Here is a 22,556-nt window from a genome sequence, read left to right on the forward strand (position 1 = left end):
TTCTTTCAACTGAACGATCGTGAGGCGCATCAGGTCCAAGCCAGGTGATCGGCCAGCACATCATCGACAACCTGCCACGACTTCTCGACGTCTACGGGATTTGCGCCGGCCATGTCGGCGACGACTATCAGGGCCTTCCATAACGTCCATCCGCGGCCGCGCGCCCACGTCCCCGCATCCAGAGGGCGTGCATTGCGAAAGACCTCACGGCTTCGCCCCTCGAACAGGTGCCAGGCGATCGCGAGATCGCAGGCAGGGTCGCCAACGCCCGACGTTCCGAAATCGATGACGGCATCGAGCCGACCGTTCTTTACCAGAAGGTTGCCATAGGCCACGTCGCCATGGAACCAGACAGGCGCACTTTGCCAAGATGTTGAAAGCGCGGCTTCCCAAACCTCCTTTGCCAGTTGCGTGTCGATCCGGCCATCCAGCAGCACAAGCGCCTGGCGCGTTTGCGCGTCATACACATCCAGCGATCCGCCGCGAAAGAAGTTGTGCGAGCCGGGCGGAGGTCCTCCCGTGGCGTCGGATGCCTGCAGGGCATCGAGGAAGCCAGCCAGCGTGGTGGCGAACTCGCTGAGATCGTCGATGCGTTCCACCAGCGCCGTCTCACCGTCACGCCACTCGTAGATGGACCAGGGCCAGGGATAGGTCTCGTCCGGCCTTCCCATCGCCAGAGGCACGGGTATCGGCAGAGGCAGTTGCTGTGCAAGGATCGGCAGCCACCGGTGCTCCTTGGCGACCTGATCGGCATAGCGAGCAGCGCTCGGCAGCCGAACCGTCATCCCGGCGCCGAGGTGGAATGTCCTGTTGTCCCATCCGCCGAACTCAACGGGCCTGATCGGCAGAGCCGCCCACTCGGGAAATTGCGTGGCAATCAGCCGCCGCACGAGTGCGGCATCGATAACTGGGCCATCCATTGTCCTGACATTCCTCCCGGATAAGGGGATATATTGTTCGCGTTTCGGCGACGAGATCAACCCTGGGTTTGCCTTCGGCCCTGCGGACTTTGAATCAAGTTCCTAAGAAGATAATTCGGGATTTTCCAATAACCATCTGCAATTTCAGAAATTTTCTCCGGAGTGAATGCCTTCGGCGGGTCGCTCCTTTATGCGATTTCTATATCTGCGCACTTGCCCACGAATGGAATTCCTACCGTGAACGGCGTTAGCCTTCCCGTGAAATGCGAAGGTTGAAAGCTATGCGAGACTTCATGCTACGCAATGCCCCGATCACCCGCCCGCGCCGCCCTGCACCGAAACGACAGATGCGCGAGCGACGTACGGCCCAGGCGCTGATCCTGTTCGGCGTCATGCTTGCCGCAGTCGAACTCTACGTCATCCTAGGCGGCCTTTGACATGCCAGCAAACAAAGTATTGCGCCTCGGCGCCACAACGACGGCGCTTGTTACGCCGTTTCGTGACGGAGCGCTCGACCTTTCCGCGCTGGAACGACTTGCAGAGCGACAGATCCACGGTGGCGTTGACGGACTTGCTGTCTGCACACTGACCGGGGAAGGATCGACGCTCACCAGAAGCGAGCGCGCCGCAGTTATCTTTACCTGCGTCCGCGTCGCCGGCGGGCGTGTTCCCGTGATGCCGCAACCGGCACGAATGCGACGGCAAGCACGATCGCCTTGACGCGCGACGCTGAAGAACTGGGAGCAAGCGCGGCCCTTGTGACACTGCCCTACTATTCGAAGCCGGGACAAGAGGGGATTGTTGGCCACTTTACTCAGCTTGCGGCAGCAACGACCTTTCCCCTGATCGTGGAAAGCAACCCGCTGCGCACGGCAATCGATATGACCTCGCCGACGCTTGCTGCGCTCGCCGATATCCCATCAGTCGTCGGCCTGCTCCTTGCCGACGGCAGCGCCGCTGCACGCGCCTTGCAGCCGGACTGGCGTCAGCGCCTCTTGCTTCTTTCCGATTGCGACGCAACGGCCCTCTCGTTTCTGAACAGTGGTGGCAGCGGGATCATCTCGGCCGGTGCGAACGTGTGCCCGCGTTTGTATGCATCGCTGCAACAAGCGGCCCGCGGCGGCAACCTCTCGGCTGCGCGCTTGCTCGAGGATCGGCTCGCTGCGTTGACAGCGGCCTTGGGTGCCGAGAGCGACCCCGCAGCGATCAAACACGCCTTGCAGACTCTGCTGCAGACCGATCCGGAGGTCCGTCTGCCGCTTCTGGCTCTCGATGCCGATGAAAAGCTGTCGGTATCGCAAGCGCTGGCGCGCGCCTCCGACGCCCGCGATGTAGCTTTATCCATATGATATTTTTATATTTCTCGAGCTCGAACCAATGGAAGACGCATGCGAGCGCCATTAATTTCATGCGTGTGGCACTGCCCTGTTAGGGCAGAAGACAATTCGAAAGGAAAATCGATGCCCTCTCTTCAATCTGCTTCCGCAATCGAACCCCTCCAACGCCGGAGTTCAGCACGCTTTATCATCGGTCAGGATCGAAATGGTCGCTGGGTGGTGCAGGATCAAAGGGGGCTTGTCGGAGGCGTATTCATCAGTGAGTACGCCGCACGCCATTTCGCAGCCGACGAGTGTGACCATCATCCCGAGCAGATTTGCCGCGCCGCCGATGGCATCGTCCTGCAGTTCGGCGCGCTCGACCGGAGCGATAGCGAAATCCACTGACGTCGCCGCCATTGGCGGCCGGATCGCTTCCCGCCGCCAATGGCGAACGCTTCCTTAACTGGAATGCGCCTATGGTACGGGCACGAGACCAGCCACGCCGAAGACCGATGCCGAAACCGAATTTTCGTTTTACCCACTACGATCTCAACGAGCAGCGCGCCGGGACGATCATCGAGGTGACATTGAACGCGGTCGCGAATGTACGTCTGATGACGTCGCCGAACTATCAGCGCTTTACTGAAGTCCTCGACTTCAAATATGTCGGCGGCGTCGCGCGGAAATCTCCCATCCGTCTTTCCATTCCCGAGAGCGGCCACTGGCATCTCGTCGTAGATATGGAAGGCCATCACGGTCTTGCGGAATCAGCCGTCAAGCTCGTCGCCCCTGCAGGGCAGATGCGCGCATCCTGATCAACGCTGGTTGCGCTCTTTCCTGAGCTTCGCCCACCATTCAAGACGCTTGCGGATATCCCGCTCGAAACCACGCTCCGGCGGATCGTAGAAGGTCTGCCGGCCCATCTTTTCCGGGAAATAGTCCTGGCCGGAAAAGGCATCCGGCTCGTCATGATCATAGCGATAGCCCTCGCCGTAGCCCTCACCCTTCATCAGCTTCGTCGGCGCATTCAAGATGTGCTTCGGCGGCAGCAGAGAGCCATTCTGCTTGGCGGCCATCGTCGCGGCCTTGAAGGCTGTGTAGACGGCGTTCGACTTCGGTGCGGTAGCCAGATAGACGCAGGCCTGTGCCAGCGCCAGTTCGCCCTCAGGCGAACCGAGGTAGTCATAGGCATCCTTCGCGGCATTGCAGATTACCAGCGCCTGCGGATCGGCGAGGCCTATGTCTTCGACAGCCATACGAACCAGCCGCCGACCGAGATAGAGCGGATCCTCGCCGGCGTCGAACATGCGGGCGAGATAGTAAAGCGCGGCATCGGGATCGGAACCGCGAACGGATTTATGCAGTGCGGAGATGAGATTGTAATGCCCGTCCTGGGCCTTGTCATAGACGGGAGCGCGGCGCTGCACAATGCGCGTCAGGCCTTCCGTGTCGAAGGTCTCTTTCTCGCGCGCAGCACGCCATACTTCCTCCGCAAGTGTCAGCACGGCGCGTCCGTCACCGTCCGCCATTCGCAACAGACTTGCACGCGCATCGTCCGTCAGCGGCAGCGCTTTGCCCTCCGCCGCTTCGGCACGCTTCAGCAACTCCTCGAGGCTTTCATCGTCGTGTGACTTGAAGGTCAGCACGCGTGCACGCGACAGCAAAGCCGCGTTGAGTTCGAACGACGGGTTCTCCGTAGTGGCGCCGACAAGGATGACGGTGCCGTCTTCCATGACAGGGAGGAAGCTATCCTGCTGTGCCCTATTGAACCGATGGATTTCGTCGACAAAAAGCAACGTCTGCCGGCCGTCCATCCGCCGCAGGCGCGCAGCTTCGAATACCTTCTTGAGATCCGCCACACCGGAAAAGATGGCCGAGATCTGCTCGAATGCCAGGCCAGCTTCGCCCGACAGCAATCGGGCAACGGTCGTCTTGCCGGTCCCGGGCGGCCCCCAGAAAATCATTGAGCCGAGCGAACCGCTCTCGATCATGCGCCGCAATACGCCATCCTCGCCGGTCAGATGCTCCTGACCGGTCACTTCCGAAAGCGTGCGTGGCCGCAGGCGATCGGCAAGAGGCCGCCGATTGGCGACCTCCTCGGGAATACGCGGTGCAAATAGATCGTCACTCATCGGAAGAACTGTCTAATGCGTTGGCCGTCGCGCTCGATCTCGACGCGCCAGAAGCTCGGATCCTCGTCGGCGATCCCGGCAAGCTCCTTCGTGTTTTTCACTTCCGTGCCGTTAATCGAAATGATGATGTCCTTCGGCTCAAAGCCGAGGCGAGCGGCAAGGGAATCCTCTTTCACCTCGGAAACAACGACGCCGGTGGATTCGGACGGCATACGAAGCTCATCGGCGACGCGAGGCGACAGGTTTTCGACCACGGCGCCGGTAAAGGGCGTGCGGCCTCCAATCGTGCGTTGATCGCGTGGTGCCGTCTCGGGCGCTCTGGCGAGCGCCAGCGGGATCTGCTGCTCGTGGCCGTTCTCAAGCACGGTCAATTGGACCGATTTGCCAAGCCCTGCCGTTGTCACGCGATAGAGAAGCGCATCCGGGTGCTCGACCGCAATGCCATCGACGGCGGTCACGATTTGACCTGCCTTCAATCCGGCTTTTGCGGCCGGGCTGCCATCGGTCACCTTGACGACGAGAGCGCCCCGCGCCTTGTTAAGCCCGAGCGCTTCGGCAACCTCGGATGTCACCGCATCGAACGTGGCGCCGACATAAGGGCGCTCGAAGGATTTTACGCCGGCATCGGCCGAGGCAAGGAACACCTTGACCAGATTGGCCGGGATTGCAAAGCCGATGCCGTTCGAGCCGCCGCCGCGCGAAAAGATCGCCGTGTTGATGCCGATCAACTCGCCCTTCATGTTCATCAGCGCACCGCCGGAATTGCCGGGGTTGATCGACGCGTCGGTCTGGATGAAGAAACCGAACTCGTTCTTGACGACCTGATTGCGTGCCAGCGCCGAGACGATGCCGCTCGTGACCGTTTGGCCAACACCGAAGGGATTGCCGATCGCCAGCACGAGATCGCCGACTTCGACGGCATCGGAATTGCCGAGCGGAAGTGTCGGGAAACTTTCCTTCGTATCGACCTTGAGAACCGCGAGATCGACACGGTCATCCCTCAAGACGACCTTGCACGGAAATTCCCGCCCGTCGGAGAGTGCAACCTTGATATCATCGGCGCCTTCCACGACGTGATTGTTGGTGACGATCGTTCCGTTCGCTTCAACGATGACGCCGGATCCCAACGACGATTGCTTCTCGCTACGGTTCGGCATCTGCTGACCGAAGAACTCCTCGAAGAAGGGATCGCCGGCAAAGGGAGACTGCCTGCGGACCGTCTTCTCCGCATAGACGTTTACGACGGCGCCGGACGTTTGTTTGACCAGCGGCGCAAAGGAAAGCTGCATTTCCATCTGGCTCTGCGGCACAGTCTTGGCCGTCTGAGCGTTAGCGGAAACCGGCAGCGCGAGCACTAAAGCCATGAGAGGCAGGGCGGCGCGCTTCAACAGGTCATGCATGGGGAGTCCTTCTGAAATTCTCTTGTGAACACGTTTTAGCGCCGGACGCTAGAAAGGAAAGAGGGCGGAAGCATGGAAGAGTAAGGCAGCTCACGAACTGCTGATCACGCCTCTCAAACTGATTCAGGAAGGAGTTCCATGCGACTGATATCTAAGGGCAAAGGAAGATCATAGTCACCCATGGGAGACATCCTGACTCTACGGATGGCAGCTTACGACCAGCCCTTCTCGGATGGCTCCGTTCTTGCCGAAGCCATGGTGTGCATCATCTACCCATCGCAGATCCAAAGCCAATGGACAGGAACTCATGCATGGGACGTTTCCGCGGCACACTTCTCCCTTTCGCGACATTTATCCTTTGCACGGGCCTAGCCAGCGCTTCCCATGCCGCGAGCTTCGACTGCGAGGCCAAAGAGTTGAAGCCGGACGAAAAGGTGATCTGCGAGAACCGCGCACTGAACGACGCCGATGTGAAGATGGTGACGACCTTCGATCTGCTGTCCGGGCTGATGGCCATGGGCTCGCGCGGCACCTTGCAGGATGAGCAAACGGCCTGGCTGAAAAAGCGCCAGGAATGCGCCGCAGACGCTGCCTGCATCAAGGCCGCCTATGACGAGCGCCTGAAACAGCTGGACGAAACCTACAAAAAAATAAACCGGCCGCTTTAGCGACCGGTCCATTTTACATTTGCTTTTGATACGGAGACTTAGCGGCTGCCTAGGTCGCGCACCGCGCCGCGGTCGGCGCTGGTTGCGAAGGCCGCATAGGCCTTCAGCGCGGTCGTGACGTTGCGCTTGCGATGTTCAGCCGGATGCCAGCCCCTCTCCTCCTGCTCGGCGCGGCGGTTCGCCAGCTCCTTGTCATCGACGCGCAGGCTGATGATGCGGTTCGGGATGTCGATGTCGATCGTGTCGCCCTCGCGAACCAGGCCGATCGTGCCGCCGTTTGCGGCTTCCGGCGAGACGTGACCGATGGAAAGGCCGGAGGTGCCGCCAGAGAAGCGTCCGTCGGTGATCAGCGCGCAGGCCTTGCCGAGACCCTTCGACTTCAGGTAGCTCGTCGGATAGAGCATTTCCTGCATGCCGGGACCGCCCTTCGGGCCTTCGTAGCGGATAACGACGACATCGCCGGCGACAACTTCGTTCGAGAGGATGGCCTTCACCGCCGCGTCCTGGCTTTCGTAAACCTTGGCCGGACCGGAGAACTTCAGGATCGATTCGTCGACACCCGCCGTCTTCACGATGCAGCCGTCTAGCGCGAGGTTACCCTTAAGAACCGCAAGGCCGCCATCCTTCGAGAACGGATGTTCCACAGAACGGATAACGCCCTTTTCACGGTCCATGTCGAGTTCGTCCCAGCGTGCCTCCTGGCTGAAGGCAACCTGGGTCGGGACGCCGCCGGGTGCTGCACGATAGAACTTGCGGACGGTCTCGCTGTTGGTGCGGGTGATGTCCCAGCGGTCGATCGCGTCGCCGAGCGTTTCGGCATGGACCGTCGGGCACTCGCGGTTGAGCAGGCCACCCTTATCCAGTTCGCCCAGAATCGACATGATGCCGCCGGCACGGTGAACGTCTTCCATGTGGACGTCGTTCTTTGCCGGCGCGACCTTGGAGAGGCAAGGAACGCGGCGCGACAGCGCGTCGATGTCGGCCATCGTGAAATCGATCTCGCCTTCGTGCGCGGCCGCCAGGATGTGCAGAACCGTATTCGTCGAGCCGCCCATGGCGATATCGAGCGCCATCGCGTTCTCGAAGGCCTGTTTGGAGGCAATCGTGCGCGGCAGAGCCTTGACGTCGTCCTGCTCGTAGTAGCGGCGGGCGAGATCGACGATCAGGTGACCAGCCTCGACGAACAGGCGCTTGCGGTCGGCATGCGTTGCGAGCGTCGAGCCGTTGCCGGGCAGCGACAGGCCAAGCGCTTCCGTCAGGCAGTTCATGGAATTGGCGGTGAACATACCCGAGCAAGAGCCACAGGTTGGACAGGCAGACCGCTCGATCACCTTGACGTCTTCGTCGCTGATCTTGTCATCGGCGGCCGCGACCATAGCGTCGACGAGATCGAGCGCGTGGGTCTTGCCGTGCAGGACAACCTTGCCGGCTTCCATCGGGCCGCCGGAAACGAAAACCGTGGGGATGTTGAGGCGGAGCGAGGCCATCAGCATGCCGGGGGTGATCTTGTCGCAGTTCGAGATGCAGACCATTGCGTCGGCGCAATGGGCATTGACCATGTATTCAACGCTGTCGGCGATCAGTTCGCGAGACGGCAGCGAATAGAGCATGCCGTCATGGCCCATGGCGATACCGTCGTCGACGGCAATGGTGTTGAACTCCTTGGCGACGCCACCGGCGGCTTCGATTTCGCGGGCGACGAGCTGGCCGAGGTCCTTGAGGTGGACGTGGCCGGGCACGAACTGGGTGAAGGAATTCACCACCGCAATGATCGGCTTGCCGAAGTCCGAATCCTTCATGCCCGTGGCGCGCCAAAGGCCGCGCGCACCCGCCATGTTGCGGCCATGGGTCGTGGTTCTGGAACGATAAGCTGGCATTGGTGTATTCCTCACGCGTCGGAAATCGTTAGCGATGCGGGGCGGCAACGGGATTGTGCGGCCGGGCTATTGCTGCTTTTTGGAATTGTCCTAATCCAAACGACCTGTACTGTCACTACCGGGAAGCCCAAAACCGGTACGCCTGCGCCGCCGGGCGCATCGACCATATACGGTCGCCGCGGTCATTTTGTTACAAACTATTCCATCAAACAGCGTACACAAAAAGTTGGCTTTCCGCAGCCGTGCCGGTGGGCATAAACAATGATCCAAGGACGCACTTGATGCGTTGAAGGTTCATGCCAAGCTCCAATGCTCAGGAGGTTTCCGATGCCAGCCTATCGTCCCCCCAAGATCGCATCTTCGGAGATCACGCCGCAACAGCTCTATCTCAGGCGCCGCGAATTCCTCGGCGCCGCGACGCTAGGCGCCATGGCGCTGTACGGAGCCAGCAAAGCCAGCGCCGCGGCACTTTCGGTCATTGAAGGCAAATACACAGTCGACGAGAAGACGACGCCGCTGAAGGATGTCACCACTTACAATAATTTCTACGAATTCGGTCTGGATAAGGGCGATCCTGCCGCACTCTCCGGCGATTTCAAGCCGCTCCCCTGGACGATCAAGGTCGACGGTATGGTCAACAAGCCCGGCACGTTCGATGTCGAGGCGCTGATGAAGCAATTCCCGATCGAAAACCGCACCTACCGCATGCGCTGTGTCGAGGCGTGGTCGATGGTCATTCCATGGGACGGCTTCCCGCTTGCCTCCCTCCTCAACAAGGTGGAGCCACTTGGCAGCGCCAAGTACGTCGCCTTCGAAACGGTGGTACGGCCGGACCAGATGCCGGGGCAGAAAGGCATCTTCCAATCGCTCGACTGGCCCTATGTCGAAGGCCTTCGGCTCGACGAAGCGCGCCATCCACTGACGCTGCTTGCCGTCGGTCTCTATGGCGAAACCTTGCCGAACCAGAACGGTGCGCCGATCCGGCTGGTCGTGCCCTGGAAATATGGCTTCAAGGGCATCAAGTCGATTGTGCGGATCACTCTGACCGACCAGGAGCCGAAGAACACGTGGCAGGTCACCAATCCGCAGGAATACGGCTTCTACGCCAATGTCAATCCGGAGGTCGATCACCCGCGCTGGAGCCAGGCGACGGAACGGCGCATCGGCGAAAGCGGCTTCTTCGGCGCCAGCCGCCATCCCACCCTGCCGTTCAACGGCTATGCCGACGAGGTGGCCAGCCTCTACAGCGGCATGGATCTCCGGAAGAATTTCTGATGACGGCCCTCTCGTTCAGTCTCCCGAAGCGCTGGCAGTCGGCCTCCGTTTGGGCTCTCTATGCCATCGGGCTGCTGCCCGCTGCTTGGACCTTTTATCTCGGCGCCACGGATCAGCTCGGCGCCGACCCCGTAAAGACCTTCGAGCTGTTCCTCGGCCTCTGGACGATCCGCTTCCTCATTCTGACGCTGGCCGTCTCCCCTGCCCGCGATCTCTTCGGCTGGAATTATCTTCGCTATCGCCGAGCGCTCGGCCTTCTGACCTTTTACTATGCCCTGATGCATTTCACGGTCTACATGGTGCTCGATCAGGCATTGATCATTCAAGCCGTCGTCGATGACGTCGTGAAGCGGCCTTTCATCATGTTCGGCATGGCCGGGTTCGCGCTGCTCATCCCGCTTGCGCTGACTTCCAATAACTTCTCAATCCGCCGGCTCGGGCCGAACTGGGTGCGGCTGCACCGCCTCGTCTATATCGTCGCTGCCGCTGGTGCTGTGCACTTTGCGCTATCGACGAAAGTTCTCGGCCTCGAGCAATCCGTCTATATCAGCCTGCTGATCCTCTTGATCCTCTACCGCTCCTACCGGCCCATCGCGCGCAGCAGGAAGGCCAAGAATGGGCGCGGACGGCCGGCACAGCAGGCGGCCGTGCGCCAGCAGCCCGGCTGACCGAATTGCTATCGGTGGCAAAATCCGCCACCATGTGCGGATGGAAACACCCTGCCCAGTCCATCTCTACCGCGACCCGAATTTTTCGGCGTTAGACGAAACCTTTGCTGCAGCAGCACAGCTTAAAGAGGTCATTTCCGTCTATGGCGGCGGAGGCCCAGTTGGTGAAGGCGGGTTCAGTGCGGCGTTCAGGGGAGCGGTCGTCTTCAAGCAGGAGGACACCGGCCAGTATTTCCTTGGCGTATGGGGGAGACGGAACACAGCACGCTTTAGAGCAGCGCTGCGAAGTGTCGGTGAGATCGCTATCATCGCGGAGCCGCCACCTGCCCGTCTGATCCATTTTAACAAGCAATGCGAACGGCCGAAGCGTGGCGAGCCGAAAGGCTGATCCCTAAACGAAAACAGCCGGGCTTGGCCGCCCGGCTGTTTTGCTTCCGGCGAACCGGAAAGGATTAAGCGGCTTCAGCTGCAGCGGCTTCGGCTTCAACGCGAGCCTTGTCGGCTGCGCCCTTGGCGTAGGTGTCGCGGTCAACGAATTCGATGACAGCGAGAGCAGCGTTGTCGCCCTGGCGGAAGCCAGCCTTCATGATACGCAGGTAGCCGCCGTTGCGGGTTGCGTAGCGCGAAGCGATCGTGTCGAAGAGCTTTGAAACGACAGCGGCGTCGCGGATCTGCGAGATCGCCTGACGACGAGCGTGCAGGTCGCCGCGCTTGCCGAGGGTGACGAGCTTTTCAACGATCGGACGGATTTCCTTTGCCTTCGGCAGGGTGGTCACGATCTGCTCATGGGTGATGAGCGAAGCCGCCATGTTGGCAAACATTGCCTTGCGGTGGCTAGCGGTTCTATTCAGCTTGCGGCCGGCTTTACCGTGGCGCATGGCTATTCTCCTTCACTTGCAGGCATCCGCCTGCCGTTTGAATGTTAGTACTGGTCTTCGTAACGCTTGGCGAGATCTTCGATGTTCTCAGGAGGCCATGCCGGCACTTCCATGCCGAGGTGCAGGCCCATGGAAGCGAGAACTTCCTTGATTTCGTTCAGCGACTTGCGACCAAAATTCGGCGTGCGGAGCATTTCTGCTTCGGTCTTCTGAATGAGGTCGCCGATGTAGACGATGTTGTCGTTCTTCAGGCAGTTTGCCGAGCGAACAGACAGTTCGAGTTCGTCTACCTTCTTGAGGAGTGCCGGGTTGAAAGCGAGTTCGGTGACTGCTTCCTCTTCGGTTTCCTTCTGCGGCTCGTCGAAGTTGACGAACACGCCAAGCTGATCCTGGAGGATGCGAGCCGCGAAAGCGACGGCATCTTCGCCAGAGATCGAACCATCGGTTTCGATCGTCATATTCAGCTTGTCGTAGTCGAGAACCTGTCCTTCACGGGTGTTTTCCACCTTGTAGGACACCTTCTTGACCGGCGAATAAAGGCTGTCGACCGGGATGAGACCGATCGGAGCATCTTCCGCACGATTGCGATCGGCCGGAACGTAGCCCTTGCCGTTGTTGACGGTGAATTCCATGCGGATTTCGGCGCCCTCGTCGAGCGTGCAGATCACATGCTCGGGATTGAGGATCTCAATGTCGCCGACCGTCTGGATGTCGCCAGCCGTTACAACGCCCGGGCCCTGCTTACGCACGACCATGCGCTTAGCGTCATCGCCATCCATCTTGATGGCGATTTCCTTGATGTTGAGGACGATGTCCGTAACGTCTTCGCGGACGCCCGGGATCGACGAGAACTCATGCAGCACGCCATCGATCTGCACGGCCGTCACTGCAGCACCGCGCAGCGAGGACAGCAGAACGCGGCGGAGCGCGTTGCCGAGGGTGAGGCCGAAACCGCGCTCCAGTGGCTCAGCTACGAGCGTCGCCTTGGTGCGCGAGCTCGAAGAGAACTCGACCTTGTTCGGCTTGATCAATTCCTGCCAGTTTTTCTGAATCATATTTTTGCCTTCCGTTCGTTGCCACCATCCAATCGTGGCAACCGAGCTTGAGAAGCACCGGAGCGAAAATCCGCTCACCGGTGTTGTGAATGGCGATGATCAGACGCGGCGCTTCTTGCGCGGGCGGCAACCATTGTGCGGGATCGGCGTCACGTCGCGGATGGACGTGATCATGAAACCAGCAGCCTGGAGCGCGCGCAAAGCGGATTCACGACCCGAACCCGGACCGCAAACTTCGACTTCCAGCGACTTCATGCCATGTTCCTGGGCCTTCTTGGCGCAGTCTTCAGCAGCAATCTGAGCAGCGAACGGGGTCGACTTGCGCGAGCCCTTGAAGCCCTTGGCGCCAGCCGACGACCAGGCAATCGCGTTGCCCTGTGCGTCGGTAATGGTGATCATCGTGTTGTTGAAAGTCGAATTGACGTGGGCAACACCCGACGAGATGTTCTTACGTTCGCGACGACGAACGCGGACGGCTTCCTTGGCCATTTAAATCCCTTTCTTGGATCTCTGCACCGCCGTAATGCCAGCGGCTACACCGGAACGAGACCTTACGGCCCTGCCCCAAACTCAAAAGAGGCCGGCGCAGACCGCCAGCCCCCTCACCTCCGGATTCCCGGAAATTACTTCTTCTTACCAGCGATGGCCTTTGCCGGACCCTTGCGAGTACGAGCATTGGTGTGCGTGCGCTGACCGCGGACCGGAAGGCCACGACGATGACGCAGGCCACGGTAGCAACCGAGGTCCATCAGACGCTTGATGTTCATCGAGGTTTCGCGACGCAGGTCACCTTCGACCTGATAATCACGGTCGATGGTTTCGCGGATCTGCAGGACTTCGGAGTCCGTCAGCTGATGGACGCGCTTGTCAGCCGGAAGGCCAACCTTTTCCATGATTTCCTGCGCGAATTTTGAACCGATCCCGTGAATATAGGTCAGCGCGATAACGACGCGCTTCGCAGTCGGGATGTTGACGCCAGCGATACGTGCCACGCCTATTCTCCTTGCGTTCCCGTTGCCATCCGGCAAGAGGCTTTTCGTTATGCGACCGAACCGGCCGCTCGTTCAAATTTGGGTTCGTACATGTCAAAACGACCGAACCCGGACTTCCTTTGGAAATCCGCGCCGATCGCATAAATGTCGCGAGTTGGCGCGGTGTTTAGCGGAATCAGTGCTGAAAAGCAACCGCTTCCGCCAAGTTTATTTTCAAAGACTAAAGCTTCGAAAGTATCTTATCGATCTCGCCGGTGACGTGATCGATGTCCGCCATGCCATCAACCGACTTCAGCTTGCCTTTGGCATAGTAGTAGCCGATCAGCGGAGATGTTTCCTTGTAGTAAGCCTGTAGGCGCGTGACGACCGTCTCCCGATTGTCGTCAGGCCGGCGCTTGAAGTGAGTCGAGCCGCAACGGTCACAGACACCTTCTTCCTTCGGCTTGACGTTGGTGTCATGGTAGCCTGCACCGCAGTTCGCGCAGGTGTAGCGCCCCGAGACACGGTCCGCGAGGACGTTGTCGTCCACCTGAATCTCGATCACGGTCGAGAGCTCGAGGCCCTTGCTCTTCAGCATGGTCTCCGTCGCGTCGGCCTGAACCAGCGTGCGTGGAAAACCGTCGAGGATAAACCCCCTGGCGCAATCCGGGGCATCCAGACGCTCGGAGACGATGGCATTGACGATCTCATCGGAGACAAGCTTGCCGGCGTCCATGACGGCCTTTGCCCGCCTGCCTACCTCCGTGCCAGCCGCAACGGCAGCACGAAGCATGTCACCCGTGGAAAGTTGCGGAATTCCGTACTTCTCCACGATCCGCTGAGCCTGGGTCCCCTTACCCGCGCCCGGCGGCCCTAACAGTATGAGTCTCATCGCCCCCTCTTTCCTCCGCGCAACTTCGATTTCTTGATCAAGCCTTCGTACTGCTGTGCGATCAGATGACCCTGAATCTGTGCCACCGTATCGAGAGTTACGCTAACCACGATCAAGAGCGAAGTGCCACCCAGGGACAACGGAATGCCCGTTTGCGACACAAGAATTTCAGGCAGAATGCACACGAAAACGAGGTAGATCGCGCCAATCACCGTAATGCGGGTCAGCACATAGTCGATATATTCTGCAGTCCGCTCGCCCGGACGGATACCGGGAATGAAGCCGCCATGCTTCTTCAGATTGTCGGCGGTGTCCTTCGGATTGAAGACGATAGCCGTGTAGAAGAAGGCGAAGAAAGCGATCAGCATACCGTAGAGCAGCATGTAGAGCGGCTGGCCATGGCCGAGCGCTGCCACAACCGCGGTTGCCCATGCCGGCAAGGATGTGGTGTTCGCGAAGCCGGCGAGCGTCGCCGGCAGCAACAGCAGCGAAGACGCGAAGATCGCCGGGATAACACCCGAGGTGTTGAGCTTCAGCGGCAGGTGCGAAGTGTCACCCTGGAACATTCGATTGCCCACCTGACGCTTCGGATACTGGATCAGGAGGCGGCGCTGCGCACGCTCAACGAAAACGATGATGCCGATGATGGCAATCGCAATGACGATAACCGCGAGAATCAGCGTCGTCGACAGGGCGCCGGTCCGGCCGAGCTCGAGGGTGCCGGCGAGAGCCTGCGGAAGGCCGGCTGCGATACCTGCGAAGATGATCAGAGAAATGCCGTTACCAATGCCGCGCGACGTGATCTGTTCGCCGAGCCACATCAGGAACATCGTGCCGCCAAGCAGCGTAACAACCGTGGAAACGCGGAAGAAGATGCCGGGATCGACAACGAGCCCGTTGCCGCTCTCAAGACCGACGGCGATGCCGTAGGCCTGAAGCGCTCCAAGAAGCACCGTGCCGTAGCGCGTGTACTGGTTGATGATCTTGCGGCCCTGCTCGCCTTCCTTCTTCAGGTTCTCAAGCGCCGGGACGACCGAAGTCATCAGCTGCACAATGATCGAAGCGGAAATGTAAGGCATGATGCCGAGCGCAAAGATTGCCATGCGCTGTACGGCGCCGCCCGAGAACATGTTGAAAAGGCCGAGAATGCCGCCAGCCTGGCCGCGGAAGGCCTGGGCATAAGCTTCTGGATTAAGGCCCGGGAGCGGAATGTGGGTACCGAGCCGGTACACGAGGAGAGCTGCCAGTGTGAACCACAGGCGCTTCTTGAGATCCTCGGCTTTGGCGAAGGTCGAGAAATTGAGGTTGGAAGCCAACTGTTCCGCTGCAGACGCCATGCGATTCTCCGCGCTACCAATTTCGGGCTCAAGCCAAGCGAGGTGCAGGACCCGGAATCAGCATTCTGAATTATTCAAAAGCGGGCTTCGGACGGATTGCGGACGCAACCTATGCCTCACCCTTGTGTTCGTTCCTACCGTTTATGACGCACGTGCGTCCAGCCGGTTTTTGTGAGGCTCACATATGGGAGCAAAATCGCCCGGTGTGAAGCACCCCGGGCGACTTATCATAAGATTAATTATTCTGCAGCTGCGGCAGAAAGAAGCGTGACGGAACCGCCAGCCTTTTCGATCTTTTCGATTGCCGGCTTGGAAGCGCCAGCAACTTCGAACTTGACCTTTGCCTTCAGCTCGCCGTCGGCGAGAACGCGAACACCGTCCTTGACGCGACGGATCACGCCGGCAGCCTTGAGAGCTGCTGCGTCGACAGTTGCCTTGGCGTCGAGCTTGCCGGCATCGATGGCAGCCTGAACACGCTCAAGCGACACGACGACGAAGTCGGCCTTGAAGATGTTGTTGAAGCCGCGCTTCGGCAGGCGACGGTAGATTGGCATCTGACCGCCTTCAAAACCGTTGATGGCGACGCCGGAACGGGACTTCTGACCCTTCACACCGCGACCACCGGTCTTACCCGAGCCCGAACCAATACCGCGGCCGAGGCGCTTGCGGCTGTGGGTCGAACCTTCGTTGTCTTTGATTTCATTGAGTTTCATAGCGAATCTCCCGGCTTACTTCTCGTCGACGACGCGAACGAGATGCTGGACAGCACGGATCATGCCACGAACGGAAGGGGTATCTTCCAGCGTGCGGCGACGGTGCATCTTGTTGAGTCCGAGGCCGATCAGCGTGCGTTGCTGGACGTCCGGACGACGAATGGGGCTGCCGATCTGTTCGACAGTAACCGTCTTCGCTTCAGTCTTCTTGGTAGCCTTAGCCATCTGTCAGACTCCTCTTATTCTTCAGAGGCATTGCCAGAAGCGGCACGGCGAGCCTGGAGCGTTGCATACTTGATGCCGCGCTGAGCTGCGATGTCCTTCGGGTGAACCTGGTGCTTTAGAGCGTCGAAGGTAGCGCGAACCATGTTGTATGGGTTCGAGGAACCGGTCGACTTGGCGACAACGTCGTGAACGCCGAGCGTTTCGAAAACGGCGCGCATCGGACCGCCGGCAATGATACCGGTACCGACCTTGGCCGAACGAAGCAGAACTTTGCCGGCGCCATGGCGGCCATGAACGTCATGATGCAGCGTACGGCCGTCACGCAGCGGTACGAAGATCAGTTCGCGCTTGGCAGCTTCAGTCGCCTTGCGGATTGCTTCCGGCACTTCGCGTGCCTTGCCGTGACCGAAGCCAACGCGGCCCTTCTGGTCACCAACGACGACGAGAGCGGCGAAACCGAAACGGCGGCCACCCTTAACAACCTTAGCAACGCGGTTGATCGCGACCAGCTTGTCGACGAATTCGCTATCGCGCTCTTCGCGGGCCTGGCGGTCTTCCCGCTGCGGCCTTCTTTCCTGTGCCATTGTCCTCTTCCTTTTTCTTTTCCGGGTGCAATCGGCAAACAAAACGAGGACCGCATCGGCCTCCCCTTTCGGGACGCCTGCGGTCCGGTGATATCCGGCCGGTGCCTTTAGGCTGCCGGCCGGAAACTTTATTAGAAGGACAGACCGCCTTCGCGGGCTGCTTCTGCCAGGGCCTTGATGCGGCCGTGGTAGATGAAGGCGCCGCGGTCGAATACGACGTCCTTGACGCCGGCCTTCGAGGCGCGCTCAGCAACGAGCTTGCCTACGAGGGCAGCTGCTGCCGTGTCAGCACCGGTCTTCAGAGAACCGCGCAGATTCTTGTCGAGGGTCGAGGCAGACGCGAGCGTCTTACCGGCGACATCGTCAATGATCTGAGCATAGATGTTCTTCGACGAGCGATGAACCGACAGGCGCGGACGGCCATTGGCCACCGACTTGAGGTGACGACGCACGCGGTTGGCACGACGTGCAAGTGCTTCTTTCCTGCTAGCCATTTCGCGTGATCCTTACTTCTTCTTGCCTTCTTTGCGGACGATCCGCTCTTCGGCATACTTGACACCCTTGCCCTTGTAAGGCTCAGGACCGCGGTATTCGCGGATTTCAGCGGCAACCTGGCCGACCTGCTGCTTGTTGATGCCGGAAACGACGATTTCCGTCGGCTTCGGCACAGCGATCGAGATGCCCTGCGGCGGCTCATAAACAACGTCATGGCTGAAGCCGAGCGCCAGCTGCAGGTTCTTGCCCTGCAGAGACGCGCGGTAACCAACGCCGTTGATTTCGAGCTTGCGCTCGTAGCCATCCTTAACGCCCTTGAAGATGTTCTCGATCATCGTGCGGGACATGCCCCACTTTGCACGAGCATCCTTCGTCTGGGTGAGCGGCGTTACGACAACCGCATTGTTTTCGAGCTTTACGCCGACTTCGTCGTTTGCGACGAAGAACAGCTCGCCCTTCGGGCCCTTAGCGGTAACCTTCTGGCCATCGACCGTAGCCGTGATCCCAGCAGGTACCTGAACGGGCTTCTTACCGATACGAGACATGTTTCAATCCTGTCTGTTCGCCATGGAGATCCTTGCCCAGTCTTAGAAGACCGAGCAAAGAACCTCGCCACCAACGTTCTGTTCGCGAGCCTGGTGATCGGCCATCACGCCCTTCGGGGTCGAAAGGATGGTGATGCCGAGGCCGTTCGCGACCTGCGGAATGGACTTGACCGAGACATAAACCCGGCGGCCCGGCTTGGACACACGGCCGATCTCACGGATCACCGATGCGCCTTCATAGTACTTGAGTTCGATGTTGAGCTCCGACTTGCCATTGCCGAAATCGACAACGGAATAGCCACGGATGTAGCCTTCGGACTGCAGAACATCGAGAACGCGTGCACGGAGCTTCGAAGCAGGCGTCGAGACCGACGACTTGCGGCGAGAAGCGCCGTTGCGGATGCGAGTGAGCATATCGCCCAACGGATCAGTCATTGTCATCTAACCTGCTCCTTACCAGCTCGACTTGACGATACCCGGCACCTTGCCGAGATTGCCGAGTTCACGCAGCGCGATACGCGACATGCGCAGTTTGCGGTAGTATGCGCGCGGACGGCCCGATACTTCGCAACGGTTGCGAATGCGGGTCTTGGATCCATCGCGCGGCAGGGATGCCAGCTTGATCGAGGCCTTGAACCGCTCTTCGATCGGAAGAGCCTGGTTCATGATGATCGCCTTTAGAGCTGCGCGCTTGGCAGCCTGGTTGGCGACCGTAGTACGGCGGCGCTTGTTCTTTTCAACTGCGCTTGTCTTCGCCATGTGCGGTTCCTTTTCTACGCTCGTCGTTACGGTTACTGACGGAACGGGAAGTTGAACTCTGTCAGCAGAGCCCGTGCTTCGTCGTCCTTCGTTGCCGTCGTGCAAACGATGATGTCCATGCCCCACATCTGATCAACCTTGTCGTAGTTGATCTCAGGGAACACAATGTGCTCCTTGATGCCCATGGCGAAGTTGCCACGGCCGTCAAAGCTTTTCGGGTTCAGGCCGCGGAAGTCGCGAACGCGCGGAAGCGCGATGTTCACGAGACGGTCCAGGAACTCGTACATGCGAGCGCCGCGCAGGGTGACCTTTGCGCCGATCGGCATCTGTTCGCGGACCTTAAAGCCAGCGATGGAGTTGCGTGCACGGGTGATGACCGGCTTCTGACCAGCGATAGCGGCCAGGTCAGCTGCGGCAACAGTTGGCTTCTTCGAATCAGCCGTCGCTTCGCCAACACCCATGTTGATGACGATCTTGTCGAGCTTCGGGATCATCATCTCGTTGGCGTAGGAGAACTTCTCCTGCATAGCCGCACGAATGCGCTCGACGTATTCCTTCTTGAGCCGCGGCTCGTACTTTGCCTCAGCCATCAGATCACCTCACCGGAACGCTTGGCCACACGGACCTTCTTGCCGTCAACAACCTTGAAACCAACACGGGTCGGCTTGCCGTCCTTGTCGATGATTGCAACGTTGGACAAATGAACCGAGGCTTCCTTGGTGATGATGCCGGCTTCCTGGGTCTGCGTCTGGCGCTGGTGGCGCTTTACGACATTGACGCCACGAACAACGGCGCGATCTTCCTTGGGCAGAACCTGAAGGACTTCGCCGGTACGGCCCTTGTCCTTGCCTGCGAGCATGACGACCTTGTCGCCCTTACGAATCTTTTGCATCGTTCGCGCTCCTTACAGTACTTCGGGAGCCAGCGAGATGATCTTCATGTGGTTCTTGGCGCGAAGTTCGCGCGGAACCGGTCCGAAGATACGGGTGCCGATCGGCTCTTTCTTGTTGTCGATGAGGACTGCTGCATTCGTGTCGAAGCGGATGATGCTGCCATCAACGCGACGGATTTCCTTGGCGGTACGAACGACCACCGCCTTCATCACGTCACCCTTCTTCACGCGGCCACGCGGGATCGCCTCCTTGATCGAAACGACGATAACGTCGCCGATCCCGGCATACTTGCGCTTCGAGCCGCCCAGCACCTTGATGCACATGACACGACGTGCGCCGGAATTATCCGCCACGTCGAGGTTTGTTTGCATCTGAATCATATCAGGTCGCCTTCTTGGTTTACCGGAATGGTTGGGCTACGAGCCCCCTTCCCCGGCTTATGAAAATTGTCAGCCGGCCGCTTGCTACGAGAGCAGGCGAAAACACGGCATAGCTTGAATAGCGCGGGATCGATCGTGCCAGGGTGGTTTCCCAACGGGACCTTCCGTGCGCTCAAAGCAAAAGAACGCCCGACGAACGAGCGTTCTGACGCTGCTTCATACAGATATTTCCGCGAGACGCAAGGCCTCGCGCAAAAATCTTACTTGGCCTGGGCGGAAACGACCGTCCAGCGCTTATCCTTCGAGATCGGCGCGCATTCCTCGATGGATACGGTATCGCCGATCTTGTACTGGTTGTTTTCGTCGTGAGCCTTGTACTTCTTGGAACGACGAACGGTCTTCTGGAGCAGCGGGTGAGCGAAACGACGCTCAACGCGAACTACGACAGTCTTCTCGTTCTTGTCGCCAACGACAACGCCCTGCAGAATGCGCTTCGGCATGATCTTTTCCTTTACGCCTTTGCTTCTGCCGCCTTTTGGCGGGCAATGGTTTTCACGCGGGCGATGTCCTTGCGAACTTCGTTGATGCGCGAGGACTTTTCCAGCTGACCGGTTGCCTTCTGGAAGCGCAGGTTGAACTGCTCCTTCTTCAGGTCGGCGAGCTTGTCCTTGAGCTGGTCGGCCGTGAGGCCGCGTACTTCTTCGGCTTTCATCTGCCTTGCTCCTTACTCTGCAATGCGCTGAACGAAGCGCGTCTTGACCGAGAGCTTGGCAGAGCCGAGGCGAAGCGCTTCGCGAGCAATTTCTTCGCTGACACCGTCGATTTCGAACATCATACGGCCTGGCTTGACCTTGCATGCCCAATATTCAACAGAGCCCTTACCCTTACCCATACGGACTTCGGTCGGCTTTGCGGTTACCGGAACATCCGGGAACACGCGGATCCATACACGGCCGGCGCGCTTCATGTAACGCGTGATCGCGCGGCGGGCCGCTTCGATCTCGCGCGCATTCACGCGGTTCGGCTCTTGAGCCTTAAGGCCGAATTCGCCGAAGGCCAGGTCTGAACCACCCTTGGCGACGCCCTTGATGCGGCCCTTAAATTGCTTGCGGTACTTGGTACGCTTTGGCTGCAACATTTTCTTATTCTCCGAACTTATCTGCCACCAACGCTATTAAGCGTTGTCGCGGCGACGATCGCGATCACGGCTTGCCGGACCCTGAGCGTCACCCTCGAGTGCGCGGCGCTCGGAGGCCATCGGATCGTGCTCAAGGATTTCGCCCTTGAAGATCCAAACCTTGATGCCGCAGATGCCAAAAGCGGTCTCCGCTTCAGCCGTACCGTAGTCGATGTCAGCGCGCAGCGTGTGCAGCGGAACGCGACCTTCGCGGTACCACTCCGTACGAGCGATTTCAGCACCGCCGAGACGGCCTGCGCAGGTGATCTTGATGCCTTCGGCGCCAAGACGCATCGCAGACTGAACGGCACGCTTCATAGCGCGACGGAAAGCAACACGACGCTCGAGCTGCTGAGCGATCGACTGTGCGACGAGCGTAGCGTCGACTTCCGGCTTGCGAACTTCAACGATGTTGAGGTGCGTTTCGGAATTCGTCATCTCCGACAGCTTCTTGCGGAGCTTGTCGATGTCTGCGCCCTTTTTGCCGATGATCAGTCCCGGACGAGCCGAGTGGATCGTGACGCGGCACTTCTTGTGCGGACGCTCGATGACCACTTTGGCGATACCGGCCTGCTTCAGTTCGCTCATCACGAACTTGCGCATCTTCAGGTCTTCGTGCAGCAGCTGGCCGTACTCGGCATTGTCCGCAAACCAGCGGCTATCCCAGGTACGGTTGATGCCAAGACGGAAACCGATTGGATTAATTTTCTGACCCATTATGCGGCCTCCTCTTGTGCCTGCACTTCGCGGACAACGATCGTGAGGTGCGCGAACGGCTTCTCGACACGAGATGCACGGCCACGGCCACGAGCGTGGAAACGCTTCATGACGATCGACTTGCCTACGTAGGCTTCTGCGACAACCAGCGTGTCAACGTCGAGATCGTGGTTGTTCTCGGCGTTTGCGATCGCAGATTCGAGCGTCTTCTTGACAGCGCCTGCGATGCGCTTGCGGGAGAATTCCAGCTCAGCGAGTGCACGATCGACCTTCTTGCCGCGGATAGCCGCAGCAACGAGGTTGAGCTTCTGTGGGCTGACGCGGAGCGTACGGGCGACTGCTTGCGCCTCGTTGTCCTTCAGCCGGCGTTCGGCTTTTGCCTTGCCCATGATTACTTCCTCTTTGCCTTCTTGTCCGCACCGTGACCGTAGTAGGTCCGGGTCGGAGAGAATTCACCGAATTTGTGACCGACCATGTCTTCATTGACACTGACCGGAACATGCTTGCTGCCGTTGTAGACGCCGAAGGTGAGACCGACGAACTGCGGCAGAATCGTGGAGCGACGGCTCCAGATCTTGATTACTTCTGCACGTCCGCCTTCACGAACCTTCTCAGCCTTCTTGAGAAGATAGCCGTCAACGAACGGACCTTTCCATACTGAACGAGCCATTGGAGA

Annotated in this window: 33 protein-coding genes and 1 pseudogene; 8 read left to right on the forward strand and 26 right to left on the reverse strand. The window is 59.4% G+C overall.

Features of this window, described 5'->3' with window-relative positions; all coding sequences use genetic code 11:
* Positions 1–29: 29 nt before the first annotated feature.
* Positions 30–920 carry an aminoglycoside phosphotransferase family protein gene (locus FHX09_RS18450; protein WP_183723118.1) on the reverse strand — a complete coding sequence of 297 codons (891 nt, stop codon included), beginning with the start codon at positions 918–920 and terminating at the stop codon, positions 30–32.
* A gap of 293 nt (positions 921–1,213) precedes the next feature.
* On the opposite strand from FHX09_RS18450, the gene FHX09_RS18455 reads away from it, so the two are divergent.
* The 4 genes and pseudogenes from FHX09_RS18455 (at position 1,214) to FHX09_RS18470 (ending at position 3,054) form a co-directional block, all read left to right on the forward strand.
* A complete protein-coding gene (locus tag FHX09_RS18455; RefSeq protein WP_165933143.1) occupies positions 1,214–1,357 on the forward strand; it encodes a hypothetical protein in 144 nt (47 codons plus the stop codon).
* A 1-nt stretch (position 1,358) separates the two neighbouring features.
* Positions 1,359–2,269, forward strand: a pseudogene (dapA, locus tag FHX09_RS18460) (4-hydroxy-tetrahydrodipicolinate synthase).
* Between the two features lie 111 nt (positions 2,270–2,380).
* Positions 2,381–2,644 (forward strand): hypothetical protein, encoded by a 264-nt coding sequence (locus FHX09_RS29980; protein ID WP_081498991.1) that lies wholly within the window; start codon positions 2,381–2,383, stop codon positions 2,642–2,644.
* Between the two features lie 107 nt (positions 2,645–2,751).
* Positions 2,752–3,054 carry a DUF1883 domain-containing protein gene (locus tag FHX09_RS18470; protein WP_007787720.1) on the forward strand — a complete coding sequence of 101 codons (303 nt, stop codon included), beginning with the start codon at positions 2,752–2,754 and terminating at the stop codon, positions 3,052–3,054.
* Here the strand turns inward: FHX09_RS18470 and FHX09_RS18475 are convergent, their stop codons facing one another.
* Entirely contained in the window at positions 3,055–4,371 is a 1,317-nt protein-coding gene (locus FHX09_RS18475) for a replication-associated recombination protein A (RefSeq protein ID WP_007787722.1), read from the reverse strand.
* Positions 4,368–5,771: a DegQ family serine endoprotease gene (locus FHX09_RS18480; protein ID WP_007787723.1), complete on the reverse strand. Its 1,404-nt coding sequence runs from the start codon at positions 5,769–5,771 to the stop codon at positions 4,368–4,370. The genes FHX09_RS18475 and FHX09_RS18480 overlap by 4 nt, the downstream gene beginning before the upstream one ends.
* Before the next feature lie 311 nt (positions 5,772–6,082).
* Between FHX09_RS18480 and FHX09_RS18485 the strand changes: the two genes are divergently transcribed.
* Positions 6,083–6,439 (forward strand): lysozyme inhibitor LprI family protein, encoded by a 357-nt coding sequence (locus tag FHX09_RS18485; protein WP_007787724.1) that lies wholly within the window; start codon positions 6,083–6,085, stop codon positions 6,437–6,439.
* Positions 6,440–6,477: 38 nt separating this feature from the next.
* Here the strand turns inward: FHX09_RS18485 and ilvD are convergent, their stop codons facing one another.
* Positions 6,478–8,316 (reverse strand): dihydroxy-acid dehydratase, encoded by a 1,839-nt coding sequence (gene ilvD, locus FHX09_RS18490; RefSeq protein WP_007787725.1) that lies wholly within the window; start codon positions 8,314–8,316, stop codon positions 6,478–6,480.
* A gap of 327 nt (positions 8,317–8,643) precedes the next feature.
* Between ilvD and msrP the strand changes: the two genes are divergently transcribed.
* Genes msrP through FHX09_RS18505 form a run of 3 tightly spaced genes read left to right on the forward strand, consistent with a single transcriptional unit; the run spans position 8,644 to position 10,647 of the window.
* Entirely contained in the window at positions 8,644–9,591 is a 948-nt protein-coding gene (msrP, locus tag FHX09_RS18495) for a protein-methionine-sulfoxide reductase catalytic subunit MsrP (RefSeq protein WP_183723112.1), read from the forward strand.
* Positions 9,591–10,259, forward strand: a complete 669-nt coding sequence (gene msrQ, locus FHX09_RS18500; RefSeq protein ID WP_132592290.1) for a protein-methionine-sulfoxide reductase heme-binding subunit MsrQ — start codon at positions 9,591–9,593, stop codon at positions 10,257–10,259. Before msrP ends, msrQ begins: the two co-directional genes overlap by 1 nt.
* A gap of 40 nt (positions 10,260–10,299) precedes the next feature.
* Complete coding sequence (locus tag FHX09_RS18505) at positions 10,300–10,647, forward strand: hypothetical protein (RefSeq protein ID WP_132592288.1); 348 nt, start codon at positions 10,300–10,302, stop codon at positions 10,645–10,647.
* Positions 10,648–10,711: 64 nt separating this feature from the next.
* On the opposite strand, the gene rplQ is transcribed toward FHX09_RS18505, so the two are convergent.
* The 22 genes from rplQ to rpsS form a co-directional block, all read right to left on the reverse strand.
* Positions 10,712–11,137 (reverse strand): 50S ribosomal protein L17, encoded by a 426-nt coding sequence (gene rplQ, locus FHX09_RS18510; RefSeq protein ID WP_007531696.1) that lies wholly within the window; start codon positions 11,135–11,137, stop codon positions 10,712–10,714.
* Between the two features lie 44 nt (positions 11,138–11,181).
* A complete protein-coding gene (locus FHX09_RS18515) occupies positions 11,182–12,192 on the reverse strand; it encodes a DNA-directed RNA polymerase subunit alpha (RefSeq protein ID WP_007787729.1) in 1,011 nt (336 codons plus the stop codon).
* Between the two features lie 99 nt (positions 12,193–12,291).
* Positions 12,292–12,681, reverse strand: coding sequence for a 30S ribosomal protein S11 (gene rpsK / locus FHX09_RS18520; protein WP_003547577.1), 390 nt, complete (start codon positions 12,679–12,681; stop codon positions 12,292–12,294).
* Positions 12,682–12,815: 134 nt separating this feature from the next.
* Positions 12,816–13,184 carry a 30S ribosomal protein S13 gene (gene rpsM, locus FHX09_RS18525; protein WP_024314765.1) on the reverse strand — a complete coding sequence of 123 codons (369 nt, stop codon included), beginning with the start codon at positions 13,182–13,184 and terminating at the stop codon, positions 12,816–12,818.
* A gap of 220 nt (positions 13,185–13,404) precedes the next feature.
* Positions 13,405–14,055, reverse strand: a complete 651-nt coding sequence (locus FHX09_RS18530; RefSeq protein ID WP_007787731.1) for an adenylate kinase — start codon at positions 14,053–14,055, stop codon at positions 13,405–13,407.
* Entirely contained in the window at positions 14,052–15,392 is a 1,341-nt protein-coding gene (secY, locus tag FHX09_RS18535; RefSeq protein WP_007787732.1) for a preprotein translocase subunit SecY, read from the reverse strand. The genes FHX09_RS18530 and secY overlap by 4 nt, the downstream gene beginning before the upstream one ends.
* 239 nt (positions 15,393–15,631) lie before the next feature.
* The gene (gene rplO / locus FHX09_RS18540; RefSeq protein WP_007787733.1) at positions 15,632–16,105 is read right to left on the reverse strand and encodes a 50S ribosomal protein L15; all 474 of its coding nucleotides are present in this window, start codon (positions 16,103–16,105) and stop codon (positions 15,632–15,634) included.
* Between the two features lie 15 nt (positions 16,106–16,120).
* Positions 16,121–16,330, reverse strand: a complete 210-nt coding sequence (rpmD, locus tag FHX09_RS18545; protein ID WP_007531681.1) for a 50S ribosomal protein L30 — start codon at positions 16,328–16,330, stop codon at positions 16,121–16,123.
* A gap of 14 nt (positions 16,331–16,344) precedes the next feature.
* Positions 16,345–16,914, reverse strand: coding sequence for a 30S ribosomal protein S5 (gene rpsE, locus FHX09_RS18550; RefSeq protein WP_007531680.1), 570 nt, complete (start codon positions 16,912–16,914; stop codon positions 16,345–16,347).
* A 131-nt stretch (positions 16,915–17,045) separates the two neighbouring features.
* Complete coding sequence (gene rplR, locus FHX09_RS18555) at positions 17,046–17,408, reverse strand: 50S ribosomal protein L18 (RefSeq protein ID WP_132592286.1); 363 nt, start codon at positions 17,406–17,408, stop codon at positions 17,046–17,048.
* A 12-nt stretch (positions 17,409–17,420) separates the two neighbouring features.
* On the reverse strand, positions 17,421–17,954 hold the full coding sequence (rplF, locus tag FHX09_RS18560) for a 50S ribosomal protein L6 (protein ID WP_007787735.1): 534 nt from the start codon (positions 17,952–17,954) through the stop codon (positions 17,421–17,423).
* 42 nt (positions 17,955–17,996) lie between these two features.
* The gene (gene rpsH, locus FHX09_RS18565; RefSeq protein WP_004674934.1) at positions 17,997–18,395 is read right to left on the reverse strand and encodes a 30S ribosomal protein S8; all 399 of its coding nucleotides are present in this window, start codon (positions 18,393–18,395) and stop codon (positions 17,997–17,999) included.
* A gap of 12 nt (positions 18,396–18,407) precedes the next feature.
* On the reverse strand, positions 18,408–18,713 hold the full coding sequence (rpsN, locus tag FHX09_RS18570) for a 30S ribosomal protein S14 (protein ID WP_003573787.1): 306 nt from the start codon (positions 18,711–18,713) through the stop codon (positions 18,408–18,410).
* A 32-nt stretch (positions 18,714–18,745) separates the two neighbouring features.
* Complete coding sequence (gene rplE, locus FHX09_RS18575) at positions 18,746–19,303, reverse strand: 50S ribosomal protein L5 (RefSeq protein ID WP_007787736.1); 558 nt, start codon at positions 19,301–19,303, stop codon at positions 18,746–18,748.
* A complete protein-coding gene (gene rplX / locus FHX09_RS18580; protein WP_007787737.1) occupies positions 19,303–19,605 on the reverse strand; it encodes a 50S ribosomal protein L24 in 303 nt (100 codons plus the stop codon). Before rplX ends, rplE begins: the two co-directional genes overlap by 1 nt.
* A gap of 12 nt (positions 19,606–19,617) precedes the next feature.
* The gene (gene rplN / locus FHX09_RS18585; RefSeq protein WP_007787738.1) at positions 19,618–19,986 is read right to left on the reverse strand and encodes a 50S ribosomal protein L14; all 369 of its coding nucleotides are present in this window, start codon (positions 19,984–19,986) and stop codon (positions 19,618–19,620) included.
* A 260-nt stretch (positions 19,987–20,246) separates the two neighbouring features.
* Positions 20,247–20,486, reverse strand: a complete 240-nt coding sequence (gene rpsQ, locus FHX09_RS18590; protein WP_007787739.1) for a 30S ribosomal protein S17 — start codon at positions 20,484–20,486, stop codon at positions 20,247–20,249.
* Between the two features lie 11 nt (positions 20,487–20,497).
* On the reverse strand, positions 20,498–20,698 hold the full coding sequence (gene rpmC, locus FHX09_RS18595) for a 50S ribosomal protein L29 (RefSeq protein ID WP_007531673.1): 201 nt from the start codon (positions 20,696–20,698) through the stop codon (positions 20,498–20,500).
* Positions 20,699–20,710: 12 nt separating this feature from the next.
* Positions 20,711–21,124: a 50S ribosomal protein L16 gene (gene rplP / locus FHX09_RS18600; RefSeq protein WP_003573792.1), complete on the reverse strand. Its 414-nt coding sequence runs from the start codon at positions 21,122–21,124 to the stop codon at positions 20,711–20,713.
* Between the two features lie 36 nt (positions 21,125–21,160).
* A complete protein-coding gene (gene rpsC / locus FHX09_RS18605; protein ID WP_007531669.1) occupies positions 21,161–21,880 on the reverse strand; it encodes a 30S ribosomal protein S3 in 720 nt (239 codons plus the stop codon).
* Positions 21,880–22,269, reverse strand: coding sequence for a 50S ribosomal protein L22 (gene rplV / locus FHX09_RS18610; RefSeq protein ID WP_007787740.1), 390 nt, complete (start codon positions 22,267–22,269; stop codon positions 21,880–21,882). The genes rpsC and rplV overlap by 1 nt, the downstream gene beginning before the upstream one ends.
* A 2-nt stretch (positions 22,270–22,271) precedes the next feature.
* A complete protein-coding gene (rpsS, locus tag FHX09_RS18615; protein ID WP_007531666.1) occupies positions 22,272–22,550 on the reverse strand; it encodes a 30S ribosomal protein S19 in 279 nt (92 codons plus the stop codon).
* Positions 22,551–22,556 lie beyond the last annotated feature (6 nt).

The organism is Rhizobium sp. BK538 (assembly GCF_014197575.1).
Lineage (GTDB): Bacteria > Pseudomonadota > Alphaproteobacteria > Rhizobiales > Rhizobiaceae > Rhizobium.

What these genes read in the sequence shown, in the direction of transcription:
- rpsQ (WP_007787739.1), bottom strand. Translation starts at nt 20,486, where the DNA reads ATGCCGAAGCGCATTCTGCAGGGCGTTGTCGTTGGCGACAAGAACGAG.
- FHX09_RS18480 (WP_007787723.1), bottom strand. Translation starts at nt 5,771, where the DNA reads ATGCATGACCTGTTGAAGCGCGCCGCCCTGCCTCTCATGGCTTTAGTG.
- FHX09_RS18485 (WP_007787724.1), top strand. Translation starts at nt 6,083, where the DNA reads ATGGGACGTTTCCGCGGCACACTTCTCCCTTTCGCGACATTTATCCTT.
- FHX09_RS18530 (WP_007787731.1), bottom strand. Translation starts at nt 14,055, where the DNA reads ATGAGACTCATACTGTTAGGGCCGCCGGGCGCGGGTAAGGGGACCCAG.
- secY (WP_007787732.1), bottom strand. Translation starts at nt 15,392, where the DNA reads ATGGCGTCTGCAGCGGAACAGTTGGCTTCCAACCTCAATTTCTCGACC.
- rpsS (WP_007531666.1), bottom strand. Translation starts at nt 22,550, where the DNA reads ATGGCTCGTTCAGTATGGAAAGGTCCGTTCGTTGACGGCTATCTTCTC.
- FHX09_RS29980 (WP_081498991.1), top strand. Translation starts at nt 2,381, where the DNA reads ATGCCCTCTCTTCAATCTGCTTCCGCAATCGAACCCCTCCAACGCCGG.
- FHX09_RS18470 (WP_007787720.1), top strand. Translation starts at nt 2,752, where the DNA reads ATGCCGAAACCGAATTTTCGTTTTACCCACTACGATCTCAACGAGCAG.
- FHX09_RS18505 (WP_132592288.1), top strand. Translation starts at nt 10,300, where the DNA reads ATGGAAACACCCTGCCCAGTCCATCTCTACCGCGACCCGAATTTTTCG.
- msrQ (WP_132592290.1), top strand. Translation starts at nt 9,591, where the DNA reads ATGACGGCCCTCTCGTTCAGTCTCCCGAAGCGCTGGCAGTCGGCCTCC.
- rpsE (WP_007531680.1), bottom strand. Translation starts at nt 16,914, where the DNA reads ATGGCACAGGAAAGAAGGCCGCAGCGGGAAGACCGCCAGGCCCGCGAA.
- rplN (WP_007787738.1), bottom strand. Translation starts at nt 19,986, where the DNA reads ATGATTCAGATGCAAACAAACCTCGACGTGGCGGATAATTCCGGCGCA.
- rpsN (WP_003573787.1), bottom strand. Translation starts at nt 18,713, where the DNA reads ATGGCGAAGACAAGCGCAGTTGAAAAGAACAAGCGCCGCCGTACTACG.
- rplF (WP_007787735.1), bottom strand. Translation starts at nt 17,954, where the DNA reads ATGTCTCGTATCGGTAAGAAGCCCGTTCAGGTACCTGCTGGGATCACG.
- FHX09_RS18455 (WP_165933143.1), top strand. Translation starts at nt 1,214, where the DNA reads ATGCTACGCAATGCCCCGATCACCCGCCCGCGCCGCCCTGCACCGAAA.
- FHX09_RS18515 (WP_007787729.1), bottom strand. Translation starts at nt 12,192, where the DNA reads ATGATTCAGAAAAACTGGCAGGAATTGATCAAGCCGAACAAGGTCGAG.
- rpmD (WP_007531681.1), bottom strand. Translation starts at nt 16,330, where the DNA reads ATGGCTAAGGCTACCAAGAAGACTGAAGCGAAGACGGTTACTGTCGAA.
- msrP (WP_183723112.1), top strand. Translation starts at nt 8,644, where the DNA reads ATGCCAGCCTATCGTCCCCCCAAGATCGCATCTTCGGAGATCACGCCG.
- rplR (WP_132592286.1), bottom strand. Translation starts at nt 17,408, where the DNA reads ATGGCTAGCAGGAAAGAAGCACTTGCACGTCGTGCCAACCGCGTGCGT.
- FHX09_RS18475 (WP_007787722.1), bottom strand. Translation starts at nt 4,371, where the DNA reads ATGAGTGACGATCTATTTGCACCGCGTATTCCCGAGGAGGTCGCCAAT.
- FHX09_RS18450 (WP_183723118.1), bottom strand. Translation starts at nt 920, where the DNA reads ATGGATGGCCCAGTTATCGATGCCGCACTCGTGCGGCGGCTGATTGCC.
- rpmC (WP_007531673.1), bottom strand. Translation starts at nt 20,698, where the DNA reads ATGAAAGCCGAAGAAGTACGCGGCCTCACGGCCGACCAGCTCAAGGAC.
- rpsK (WP_003547577.1), bottom strand. Translation starts at nt 12,681, where the DNA reads ATGGCCAAGGAAGCCGTCCGCGTTCGTCGTCGCGAACGTAAGAACATC.
- rpsH (WP_004674934.1), bottom strand. Translation starts at nt 18,395, where the DNA reads ATGACAATGACTGATCCGTTGGGCGATATGCTCACTCGCATCCGCAAC.
- rplV (WP_007787740.1), bottom strand. Translation starts at nt 22,269, where the DNA reads ATGGGCAAGGCAAAAGCCGAACGCCGGCTGAAGGACAACGAGGCGCAA.
- rplX (WP_007787737.1), bottom strand. Translation starts at nt 19,605, where the DNA reads ATGCAAAAGATTCGTAAGGGCGACAAGGTCGTCATGCTCGCAGGCAAG.
- rplO (WP_007787733.1), bottom strand. Translation starts at nt 16,105, where the DNA reads ATGAAACTCAATGAAATCAAAGACAACGAAGGTTCGACCCACAGCCGC.
- rpsC (WP_007531669.1), bottom strand. Translation starts at nt 21,880, where the DNA reads ATGGGTCAGAAAATTAATCCAATCGGTTTCCGTCTTGGCATCAACCGT.
- rplE (WP_007787736.1), bottom strand. Translation starts at nt 19,303, where the DNA reads ATGGCTGAGGCAAAGTACGAGCCGCGGCTCAAGAAGGAATACGTCGAG.
- rplP (WP_003573792.1), bottom strand. Translation starts at nt 21,124, where the DNA reads ATGTTGCAGCCAAAGCGTACCAAGTACCGCAAGCAATTTAAGGGCCGC.
- rplQ (WP_007531696.1), bottom strand. Translation starts at nt 11,137, where the DNA reads ATGCGCCACGGTAAAGCCGGCCGCAAGCTGAATAGAACCGCTAGCCAC.
- ilvD (WP_007787725.1), bottom strand. Translation starts at nt 8,316, where the DNA reads ATGCCAGCTTATCGTTCCAGAACCACGACCCATGGCCGCAACATGGCG.